The sequence below is a fragment of the Blautia hydrogenotrophica DSM 10507 genome (genome assembly GCF_034356035.1).
In the GTDB taxonomy this organism is placed as follows: domain Bacteria; phylum Bacillota; class Clostridia; order Lachnospirales; family Lachnospiraceae; genus Blautia_A; species Blautia_A hydrogenotrophica.
In genome coordinates, this window is record NZ_CP136423.1 from 2,852,068 (window position 1) to 2,863,255 (window position 11,188).

General features: G+C 45.3%; 11 protein-coding genes. All 11 read right to left on the reverse strand.

Going from position 1 to position 11,188, the window contains the following annotated elements:
• Positions 1 to 64 precede the first annotated feature (64 nt).
• The 11 genes from pdxR to mraY all read right to left on the reverse strand — a co-directional run bounded on the left by pdxR (position 65) and on the right by mraY (position 11,151).
• On the reverse strand, positions 65 to 1,474 hold the full coding sequence (gene pdxR, locus BLHYD_RS13745; RefSeq protein WP_005950099.1) for a MocR-like pyridoxine biosynthesis transcription factor PdxR: 1,410 nt from the start codon (positions 1,472 to 1,474) through the stop codon (positions 65 to 67).
• A 174-nt stretch (positions 1,475 to 1,648) separates the two neighbouring features.
• A complete protein-coding gene (rplT, locus tag BLHYD_RS13750; protein ID WP_005950097.1) occupies positions 1,649 to 2,005 on the reverse strand; it encodes a 50S ribosomal protein L20 in 357 nt (118 codons plus the stop codon).
• Between the two features lie 26 nt (positions 2,006 to 2,031).
• On the reverse strand, positions 2,032 to 2,229 hold the full coding sequence (gene rpmI, locus BLHYD_RS13755) for a 50S ribosomal protein L35 (protein ID WP_005950095.1): 198 nt from the start codon (positions 2,227 to 2,229) through the stop codon (positions 2,032 to 2,034).
• Positions 2,230 to 2,263: 34 nt separating this feature from the next.
• Positions 2,264 to 2,797: a translation initiation factor IF-3 gene (gene infC, locus BLHYD_RS13760; RefSeq protein WP_005950093.1), complete on the reverse strand. Its 534-nt coding sequence runs from the start codon at positions 2,795 to 2,797 to the stop codon at positions 2,264 to 2,266.
• 563 nt (positions 2,798 to 3,360) lie between these two features.
• Entirely contained in the window at positions 3,361 to 3,678 is a 318-nt protein-coding gene (locus BLHYD_RS13765) for a DUF1540 domain-containing protein (RefSeq protein WP_021845054.1), read from the reverse strand.
• A 183-nt stretch (positions 3,679 to 3,861) separates the two neighbouring features.
• Complete coding sequence (ftsZ, locus tag BLHYD_RS13770; RefSeq protein ID WP_040350797.1) at positions 3,862 to 5,019, reverse strand: cell division protein FtsZ; 1,158 nt, start codon at positions 5,017 to 5,019, stop codon at positions 3,862 to 3,864.
• A 228-nt stretch (positions 5,020 to 5,247) separates the two neighbouring features.
• A complete protein-coding gene (locus tag BLHYD_RS13775) occupies positions 5,248 to 6,366 on the reverse strand; it encodes a cell division protein FtsQ/DivIB (RefSeq protein WP_005950085.1) in 1,119 nt (372 codons plus the stop codon).
• 7 nt (positions 6,367 to 6,373) lie between these two features.
• Positions 6,374 to 7,654, reverse strand: coding sequence for a UDP-N-acetylglucosamine 1-carboxyvinyltransferase (murA, locus tag BLHYD_RS13780; RefSeq protein ID WP_005950083.1), 1,281 nt, complete (start codon positions 7,652 to 7,654; stop codon positions 6,374 to 6,376).
• Positions 7,655 to 7,708: 54 nt separating this feature from the next.
• Complete coding sequence (locus BLHYD_RS13785) at positions 7,709 to 8,800, reverse strand: FtsW/RodA/SpoVE family cell cycle protein (RefSeq protein WP_005950081.1); 1,092 nt, start codon at positions 8,798 to 8,800, stop codon at positions 7,709 to 7,711.
• Between the two features lie 28 nt (positions 8,801 to 8,828).
• A complete protein-coding gene (gene murD, locus BLHYD_RS13790; protein WP_005950079.1) occupies positions 8,829 to 10,184 on the reverse strand; it encodes a UDP-N-acetylmuramoyl-L-alanine--D-glutamate ligase in 1,356 nt (451 codons plus the stop codon).
• A 10-nt stretch (positions 10,185 to 10,194) separates the two neighbouring features.
• Positions 10,195 to 11,151: a phospho-N-acetylmuramoyl-pentapeptide-transferase gene (gene mraY, locus BLHYD_RS13795; RefSeq protein ID WP_005950077.1), complete on the reverse strand. Its 957-nt coding sequence runs from the start codon at positions 11,149 to 11,151 to the stop codon at positions 10,195 to 10,197.
• Positions 11,152 to 11,188 lie beyond the last annotated feature (37 nt).

Below are 11,188 nucleotides of genomic sequence, written 5' to 3' on the forward strand. Positions count from 1 at the left end.
TGCCAAATGATCTCATCACTAATATATGCCCAAGATTTCTCAGATCATGCCTATGGACAGATTCCTATTCTTCGTCCTGGAAAATCCTCTCTAGCCGCCGAATTCCCTCTTGAATCCGCTTCCTGTCCACTCCTGAATAGTTAATTACTAGACAGTGCTCATACTCTCGACCGGTTCCCTCATAGTACTGTGACAGACAGTCCAGACGAATCCCCTGTCTTTGCGCACAAAGCCGAATCTCATCATCACTCTTTCTTGTCTTCACCTGCAATAAAAAATGCAATCCTGAATTCTGTTCCTGTATCAGCATTCTCCCTCTCAGTCTGCTGTCTTCAATTGCCTGAACCATCTCATCTCTCAGTGTGCGATAATAATTCCTCATTCGATTGATGTGCTGCTCAAAATACCCCTCCCGAATAAATCTGGCCAACGTGTACTGCTCAAAGCTGGGAACTGTACATGCATAAAAAGACAACTTCGCCTGGTACCGTTCCATCAAATGGCGAGGTAACACAATATAACTGATTCGGATCGAAGGGGTCATCGTCTTTGAAAAGGTATTGATATAAATCACTTTCTCCTCATCGTCAATGGATTGTAGCGTCTGAATCGGCCTCCCCTGGAATCTCAGCTCACTGTCATAGTCATCCTCTATGATATATCTCCCCCCTCGTTCCTTAGCCCAGCAAAGCAACTCCTGGCGACGCTTAATCGGCATGACAATTCCTGTGGGAAAATGATGCCCCGGAGAGATGTGCAAAACTGTGACCTTACTGTCCCTGAGCGCCTTCACTGACAGTCCCTGGAAATCCATTGGAATGTACTCACAGGTTACTCCCTGGCACCGGTAGACCTGAGAAATCTTCCTATAACCGGGATTCTCCACGCCATAAATCTCCTCTCTCCCCAATAGCTGAATCAGCAAGCCATAGAGATACTCCGTCCCGGCTCCCACAATAATTCTCCCTGGTTCCACGTTCATTCCGCGAAATTGATACAAATGGTCCGAGATCGCTTTTCGAAGTTCCAACGCCCCCTGGGGCGGCACACGTTCCAACAGGCGTATCTCACGATCTGCCAAAACTCTTCTCATCAGTCTAGACCATACGGTAAAAGGAAAATTTTCCGTCGGTACACTGTTATTCTTTAAATCTAAAAAATATTCCGTACTTATTGTCTCCTCTTCCTGTAATGGAACATCCTTTTTTCCCGGTTCTGCTGGCAATTGCAGCGCGAGCTCACTTACATAATAACCACTCTTCTCCTTGGAATAAATATATCCTTCCATCATCAGCTGAGCGTAAGCATTTTCCACAGTAATCACACTGATCTCCAGATGTCTAGCCAGACTCCGTTTTGAGGGAAGCCTTTCATTCGCTTTCAAATTCCCTTGCAAAATATCCTCTTTCATCTTTTGATAGAGAAACTCATAGAGCGGACAGTTTTTTCTTTCTTCGAAATTATAGGTAAGCATAACGTCTCCCTTCTACTAAAAAAGGACTTTCACATATTAACATCACAAGGTCTTTTCTATAACACAAAAAGCGCCGTACAATCTGCAAATCAAAACTATGCTCTTCTTATCATAGTCTCATTTCAAATTGTACAACGCCTGTAAGATCTTCCTAAAATCCTCTTTTTCAGATGATTAAGCCAATTTTCCCTTTGCTACTTCTGCCAAAGTCTTAAATCCTTCCGGATCGTTCACTGCCATCTCTGCCAGCATTTTTCTGTTCATGTTCACCTCAGCCAGTTTCAGGCCATACATAAATCTGCTGTATGACAATCCGTTCATTCTTGCAGCCGCGTTGATACGCGCAATCCAAAGCTGTCTGAACTGACGTTTTCTTTCTTTTCTACCTGCATAAGAGCTGGTAAGAGCTCTCATCACGGACTGTTTTGCTACTCTATACTGTTTAGATCTGGCTCCTCTGTAACCTTTTGCCAGTTTCAATGTACGATTATGTTTCTTCTTCGCGTTTAAACCGCCTTTAATTCTTGCCATTTTCGTTCTCCTCCTGTTTCTCTATCTTATAAATATGGTAATGCTTTCTTCATGTTCTTTACATTGGTAGAATCCGTAACAGTAGATTTTCTCAGATTTCTTTTTCTCTTCTGAGACTTCTTTGTCAAGATATGGCTTTTATACGCTTTACTTCTCACTAATTTTCCTGTACCTGTTTTTTTGAAACGTTTCGCTGCTGCTCTACATGTTTTAATTTTTGGCATTTGAATATTCCTCCTTAATCCATCTTTCTCTATTTTAACGTTTTTCAGTTAAAAACATTGTCATGCTGCGGCCTTCCACCTTTGGTGCCTTTTCCACTGTCGCGACATCCTTGAGTTGCTCCGCAAAGTCATCCAACACATGCTTACTGCTGTGCATATGAGCCATCTCCCTTCCACGGAATCGCAATGTCACCTTTACCCGGTCTCCCTTGCTCAAAAACTTTCTAGCCGCATTCACTTTTGTTTTCAAATCATTAGTATCAATATTCGGTGAAAGACGTACTTCCTTGACATCGATAATCTTCTGTTTTTTTCTGGCTTCCTTTTCTTTTCTAGCCAGCTCATATTTATACTTTCCGTAATCGATAATCTTGCATACAGGTGGTTTTGCCTGTGGAGCGATCTTCACCAGGTCCAAACCTGCTTCCTGAGCTTTCAACATAGCCTCTCTCGCGGACATAATTCCCATCTGTGCCCCATCTGGCCCAATCAGACGTACTTCTTTGTCTCTGATTTGCTCATTAATACTTAAATTGCTAATTGTCTTGCACCTCCATACCTTTCTCAATCTCTATCGTTATCTCATTTGCATTGGAATCTTCTCACAGGCTATCGCTCCATCTGCTAGCAGAACAAAGCAGGCAAGCCCACTTCAACTCCCTCATCCCCTCAATCTTTGAGGGGCGCAGCTCACTTTACGCGCCGCCACAACACTGCAAAGCGGTAAAATTCCTCATTGCGGTGTGCACATCCACAGCGGAGCGTTTATCTAACAGGAAAGACTTTCCCATTACAAAAAAAGTGTCAATAGCCAGACTATCCACACTTCTATTCCACACACAGTATAAAAACTCTATATGTAGCTCATCATTAACCGGCAGTCGCCCCTGCGCTGCGGTGAGAGTGGATACTCTACTTCCTTTGCGTACCTAAACAGATTACCACAAAGCTCCCTACACGTCAAGCTTTTTTTATCCCTAATTTTCATTCGGTAACAGTCAGTGTTACTTTTCGCCTGTCACGAAACAACATATGCCTGAATAACTGCGCCAGGTTCTCCGCCTGCGGCGAGCTGCGTCAGCCGTGACTCGCCACAGTGCGGTCCCTAATCAGCGCACCTCTGCTTGTCTTCTAGTGACAGCACTCAAATGTGCCGCATTTGGTATCCTGACAGACGCAGGCTCCAGTTCCGGCAATATTCACCTGTGCCGCCTCACACTTCTCGTTGGTATTGTAGACACAGTCATGTGCCTGGCACTGGATATTAATTCTTTCGCATCCACAGCCTGTGCTGTTGACTGCTGAGCCATCCTTGCGTTCTACAAAGCTTGCACAGTTTGTCTCATCTGCATATTTTGCCTGCTCTCCACTGATCATGATATCTCCTTTTGAACAGTACTCCTCTTTATTATAGAGACAGGTCGTAGCAGAACATCTTAACATTGGCATAATATGGGCCTCCTTTTCCTTTTCATACACAGAGTGATGCCTTACAACAAAATCTCTGTATAGAGACTAGGATTCCCAAAACTCAAAACATTATACCTATGAGTTTCGTTCACTGTCATCAGCGTAAAAATGCCTTCCTCTCATACAAAAATGCGGCCTGCACAAGCAGGCCGTCTATAACACTTATCTATTCTTTAAAAAATCTGGAATCTGGATATCCTTCTTCTGAACTGTGCTGGTAGGCTGTTTAGGGGTAAACGGACTAGAATTTACATTCGGAATGTTAAAACTCGGCATTGTCATCCCATTTGGCATCTTATTCGTCGCAGCATTGTTCTGCTGAGCCGGCTTTTTCATACCAAAACTAGAAGTTCCTTTTCCCATAAAACCTGCCTTTGCCGCAGTGTCGTCCAGTCCTGTTGCAATCACAGTGATTCTCGCGTAATCTGCTACGGTATCGTCGTACATAGCACCAAAGATAATATTCGCATCCTCTCCGGTCAACTCCTGAACGTAGCTTGCGGCATCGTTCGCATCCATCAGAGAGATATCTCCGGAGATATTAATAATCACATGACTTGCGCCCTTGATCGTAGTCTCAAGCAACGGACTTGCAACTGCTTGCTGAACTGCTTCTAGAGCCTTGTCGTCTCCTCTCGCCTCGCCGATTCCAATATGCGCAATTCCCTTGTCGGTCATCACAGTCTGTACATCTGCGAAGTCCAGGTTAATCAGAGCCGGCAGATTAATCAGATCGGTAATTCCCTGTACGGCCTGCTGCAGGACCTCATCAGCCTTCTTCAAGGCCTCCGGCATCGTTGTGCGACGGTCCACAATTTCCAACAATTTATCGTTTGGAATCACTATCAAAGTGTCCACGTTTTCTTTTAATCTCTCAATACCTGACAACGCATTATTCATGCGAGTCTTCGCTTCAAAGCGAAATGGTTTTGTCACTACACCGACGGTCAGAATTCCCATCTCTTTCGCTGCGCCTGCCACCACGGGAGCCGCTCCAGTTCCGGTTCCGCCACCCATACCGCAAGTCACGAAGACCATGTCAGCGCCTTCCATCAATTGTTTAACCTCTTCGATGCTCTCTTCTGCCGCCTTCTGTCCAACTTCCGGCTGCGCGCCTGCACCAAGACCCTTGGTAATTTTTTCGCCAATCTGAAGTACTGTCGGAGCTTTACACAGAGTCAAAGCCTGCTTATCCGTATTAATACCCACAAACTCAACTCCGCCAATTGCCTCTTCAACCATTCTATTTACTGCGTTATTACCTGCGCCGCCTACACCGATCACTATAATCTTCGCAGAAGACTCAGCCTCATTCGTCATAATCTCTAACAACGTACTTCCTCCTTTATTTTTCCTGTTATTTATTCCCCTCAGGTCCTTAATTTTTTTAGCTACATATAGATATATAATATATTTTTTTTGTAAATTTATCAACCTCTAATTTGGTTTTTTTACACTTTTTCAATAATTTTCGCCATTTTTCCCAGTGACCTCAATCTTAGACCCAAGTTTCCTCAGCAATATTATAATTCCACCCTTTATAGTGTCTTAATACCCGCTATAATCACCGCTGCCGACGCCTTCACTGCCTGAAGTATCATTGCTGTAGACACCACTGTCGTAGCTTCCATCGCCGTAACTTCCGTCATCATAACTTCCGTCGTCGTAACTTCCGTCGTCATAACTTCCATCATCGTAACTTCCGTCGTCATAACTTCCATCATCGTAACTTCCGTCGTCGTAACTTCCGTCGTCATAACTTCCATCATCGTAACTTCCGTCGTCATAACTTCCATCGTCGTAACTTCCGTCGTCATAACTTCCGTCGTCATAACTTCTGTCATCGTAGGTGTCTCCGGTAGAATCCGAATCTCCTTCCTCATCTTCTGCCGTTCCCTCCTGGTCACTGTCTGTCTCTTTCTCGTCCACAGTCTCCTCGAAGGTGACATTCTGCATACTATCACTGATATTTTCCAAATGCAGAATTCCCTTTTTTCCTTGAATCAGCGGAAGAATCGCGATTACCTTTTCCATTTTTTCTTCCAGATACTGGTCTTGTCCCAGTTCCACCTGAATGTCTCCATACTGAAGCGTGATCTGATAATTTTCATCAAAAATAATGTGGTCAGGGATACTCTCGTTCTTCTCAAAGATCCTCGCCAGACTGACCGCTGTGTTTAAGACGGTCTTTCCTTTAATCGGCAACACCTCCCCTTTCACTACTCGGTCCACACGAATTCCATCGAAATAAGGGATCTTTTCATCTCGCTCCACGGAGCTCTCAATCATCACACCTTCCCGATCGAAATACACATAACAGTCCAAATAAGGGATACAGCCTACAGCCTCCATCTCTTTTACACTGACTGCAATTGTATTTCGATTCACCTGTGTCACATCAAATTTTTCTATGAAGGGAATCCCCTCCACGTTATCCTTACTATATAAAAGGGGCGCCAATACCGAATTGGAGGCCATCGGTCCAGTAAGGACCATCTCTTCTATTTTTTCCTTGGAGTAGTGAGTACTCTCCACCACTTCCACATGAGTCACATTAAAATATGCGAAGAAAAAAATGATGCCCCCTATCATCAATCCGCCAACGGTGCCCCAGATCATTTTCAAAGTCTTCTTATCCAGTTTTTTTCGATAATTGGATGCTCTCATACTCTTTCTACCTGTATCTTTCTATTCTTCCTCCCAGACTTATCATATCTTCACAAATTCTCTCATAGCCCCTGTCAATGTAGGCACTGCCTGTCAAAATCGTCTCGCCATCGGCCGCTAGACCTGCCAGCATCAACGCTGCCCCGCCCCGCAGCTCCCGAGCCTCCACTGTTGCTCCTCTGAGATTTTGACATCCCTCTATTCTGGCTTCCTGTCCTGATACTTGAATTGTCGCTCCCATTTTGTTCAGCTCCCATGCTGTCTTAAAGCGATCTTCAAATATATTCTCACGAATGTGACTGACTCCATCCGCCACAGCCAAGACAGCCATAAGAGGTGACTGCAAATCTGTGGGAAATCCTGGATATTCTTTCGTCTCCACAAAGGAAACAGCCTTTGTCGCCCGCCGACTGTCCGCTAATAGTTTACCACTGTTGAACTCATATTGTCCACCCATTTTACGATATACTTCCAGGAACGCCTGAATTTCCCCTACAGGTGGGTTTTGTATCGTAAGCCTGCCTCTCGTAATTGCAGACGCACACAGATAGGTTCCCGCCACAATCCGGTCCGGCGGTACCCAAAACTCACAGTCCCTGAGCGCATTGCCGCCGTATATACAAATCTGTCCACTCTGCGCACCACTCACATCGGCTCCCATCTCATTGAGCATTTTTTGAAGCCATAAGATTTCCGGTTCCTGAGCACAATTATACAGTTTCGTCACTCCTGGAAGACGCACGGCTGCCAAAATCCCCTGTTCTGTCGCTCCTACGCTCCTCTGTGGAAAAATAAATTCTCCTCCCGTCATTTCTTTGGCGTCTGCGCTGATTCCTTCTTCTGTCTGCCAAATCTTTGCTCCTAAACATCGCAAGACTCTAAGATGCAGATCTACCGGTCTTTGTCCGATCACACATCCTCCTGGATAACCAATCGTCCCCTCTTTTTTTCTGCCCAATAACGCCCCCAACAGAATAACGGAAGAACGCATTTTTTTCGCATAGTTTTGGTCTACATGACTTTTACCGATTCTGCTACAGTCAATATGAAGCGAATGCTCTTCCCAAAAGGTATCTGCTCCAAGTTCTCTCAGAATTTCTTCCATGCAAAATACATCCGCTATCCGCGGACAATTATGCAGCACCGTGGTACCTTCATGTAAAAGTGCGGCAGCCATCATAGGCAGCGCAGCATTCTTAGAACCCTGTATATAAATGCTGCCTTCTAGAGGCCTGCCTCCGATAATCCGAATCGCGTCCACTCTTTGCACTCCCAGATACCTTCTCACTTACTATCCTATGCAAAGGCAGCATATATTGTGCGCTATGAATTCCTCTGAGATTCAGATATGCTTTCTACACCGGCTTACTGAGAGAGCCAGCCCCATTTCTCCCAACAAAAACAACACCGAAGTCCCTCCATAACTGATAAATGGCAACGTGATTCCCGTATTCGGAATTGTATTTGTGACAACAGCGATATTCAAAATCACCTGAATCGCCATATGTCCCAAAATCCCTGCGCAGATCAGAGAGCCCTCCAAGTCCGCCGTATGAGTTGCGATCACCATCAGTCTCCACAAAAGCAGAGCGAATACGATAATCAAAAGACTAGCTCCCACCAGTCCTAACTCTTCACAGATAATTGAAAATATCATATCATTCTGTGCCTCCGGGACAAACCCTAGCTTCTGCATACTGCTCCCCAACCCAGTTCCAAACACACCGCCGCTCCCGATAGCGTAGAGTCCCTGAATGGTCTGAAATCCCTTCTCATATTTTTCAGGGTCTCTCCAAATCGCCAGCCTCTCCAACCGATAGCTCTCCATAGCCAGGAAAACAGTGATAAATCCCACTCCTGCTAAGCCAATTCCCACGAACTGTAGGTATTTAGGATTCGCCACAAAAATCAAAATTACCCCGATTCCCAAAATAATGATCGCTGTACTCAGATTATTTGTGCCCACGAGTCCCACGATAGGAAGCAACAGCACCATAATTTTTGCCATAAATCCAAAGCTGTCTGTCCTGCCCCTGGTGCGTTCCGTCACCCAGGCCAGAAACAGAATCACCGCCACTTTGGAAAACTCTGAGGGCTGAAATGACAGAGGTCCCAGGGCCAACCACCTCTTAGAGCCATTGTACTCCTGACCAAAGAAAAGCACCGCCGTGGACAGAATCAAAGCCAGCACGTAACAGGCAGGAGCCAAAGCAGTCAGCCGATGATAATCCATCCTGGATATCAGATACATAGCCATCAGCCCCAAAGCCGTGGCAAACAACTGTTTCTTAAAATAATAGGCGGAATCATCAAACTTGACCCGCCCATTATAAGCGCTGGTACTCATCAGCATGACTAGGCCAAACACGACCAGAATCAATACCAGTGCCAGCAACGCAATATCTAATTTTTCTTTCTTCTTCTCCTGGGACACATTCTCACTCCCACATAATCCATTCTAACTATAGACTATGTACGTACTCTTTGAACATATTCCCTCTTTGTTCATAATTGTCAAACTGTCCCCAACTGGCGCAAGCAGGAGAGAGCAAAACCGCGTCTCCCGGATTTGCCTTTTTCGCGCAGATCTTAACGGCTTCCTCCAAATTCTCAGCCAGAATACAGTCATGAAATCCTAGACGATTAGCCGCTTCCTGAATTTTCTCCCTCGTTTGTCCTATTAAAACCAGATACCGTACTTTTCCGTCAAAAGACTGAATCCACTCATCATACTCTGAACCCTTGTCGAATCCGCCTCCGATCAGCAAAGTCGGCCTGTCCATCGCCTGAATTCCTTTTATCGCAGCATCCGGGTTCGTCCCCTTAGAATCGTTGTAATACGCAACACCGTCTTTTTCCTCCACAAATTCAATTCGGTGCTCCACGGCCTGAAAGTTACAGACGCTGCGGCAGATCTCCTCCGCTGAAACTCCGGCAACATACGCCATGGCTATGGCAGCCATTGCATTCTCATGGTTGTGCCGTCCCAGTATTCTCAGCTGTTGAGTTTTCATAAAGGGAATCTCTTTCTTATCCAGCCGAAGAATGATTCTGCCATCTCTAAGAAAAATTCCTTCGTCTAATTCCCTGACGCTGGAAAAATAGATAACCCTCGGCGTTAAATTCTCTCCAAATTTTCTCAGAATCTCATCTTCATAATTCAGAATACAGTAATCGTCACAGCCCTGGTTTTTCGTAATCAGCTCTTTGACACGAATGTACTCTTCCATCGTGTGGTGCCGGTTCAGATGGTCCTCAGTGATATTCAAGATCGCGCTCACATGGGGAGCAAATGTTTCGATGGTCTCCAGCTGAAAACTGCTGATTTCCGCGACTGTAACGCTCTCCTCTTTCATCTGAGAAGCTGCGCTTGTATAAGCGTTTCCTATATTCCCCACCACAAAGACCGAGTCCTGATGGTCGGCCATAATCTTTCCCAAAAGGGCTGTGGTTGTGGTTTTACCGTTGGTTCCGGTAATAGCGAGCACCGTTCCCTTTCCGACCTGGTAGGCCAGTTCTACCTCTCCCCACACAGAAATCCCCAGCTCGTAGAGGCGTTTTACCTGAGGAATATCTGTGGGGACACCCGGGCTTAAAACCGCTAAGTCCAAAGATGACTGGACCTCCTTTGGAAGTTCTCCGATATACACTTCCAGCGGGTAATCTCCTCTGGTTTTATGTAAAATATCTTTCTCTGAGAGTTTATCATTCCCATCGAAGATAATCGGAAGTGCCCCTTCCCTTCCCAGCAAATCCGCAGCTCCTATGCCGCTGATTCCAGAGCCAAACACCAATACTTTTTTTCCCTTTAATTCCATTTTCTTCCTCCTACAGTGCCAACAGGCCAATCAGACAGAGAATCGCTGTGACAATGGAAAACACCGCGACCACTCTGGTCTCCGACCAGCCGCAAAGTTCAAAATGGTGGTGAATCGGAGCCATCTTAAAGATACGCTTTCCATGCGTCATCTTAAAGTAAGTCACCTGCATAATCACAGAGATCACTTCAATCAGATAGATCAACCCTACAATCAATATAAACAAAGGCATCTGAAGCATATAAGCCGTACCTGCCACGAATCCTCCCAAGGCAAGAGAACCTGTATCGCCCATGAACACACTGGCAGGAAATACATTGAACAACAAAAATCCCATCAGTCCACCCACTACGGCACAGGTGATCGGTTCAATGCCACTGTTCATTCCCACAGAAACCACTGTGAAAAATACAGCCACCATAATGGTCACACTGGACGCCAGACCATCCAGGCCATCGGTAAAATTCACACCGTTGACCGTCCCGATCACCGCTATAAAAAGCAAAGGTACTGCCAGCCAACCAATGTTCAGATAATGTCCGCTCCAAAACGGAATCAACATCGCCAAAGACACATCCGTATAATTTAAGAGATAGAACACAAAAACAGCCGTGACCACGACTTGAAGCAAAAATTTCTGCCAAGGCAAAAGACCATCCGAACGCCGCAGCACAACTTTCAGGTAATCATCCAGAAAGCCAATAATTCCAAATCCCAAAGTCAAAAACAAAATGGGAATGATCTTCGGGTAGTCCTTCACATAGAACAGAGAAGTCACCACCGTTGACAACAGAAAAATAATCCCTCCCATCGTGGGAGTTCCCGCTTTTTTCAGATGTGACTGGACACCGTCCACACGCTCTGTCTGACCCATTTTCAGTTTTCTCAGGAATGGAATAATAATCGGTCCCAGCGCCACACTGATTACAAAGGAAATCAGAACCGGGATAACAATCTGAAAATCCATAAGACACCTCTTTCATTCTTTTGTTTTTCATCAGCCT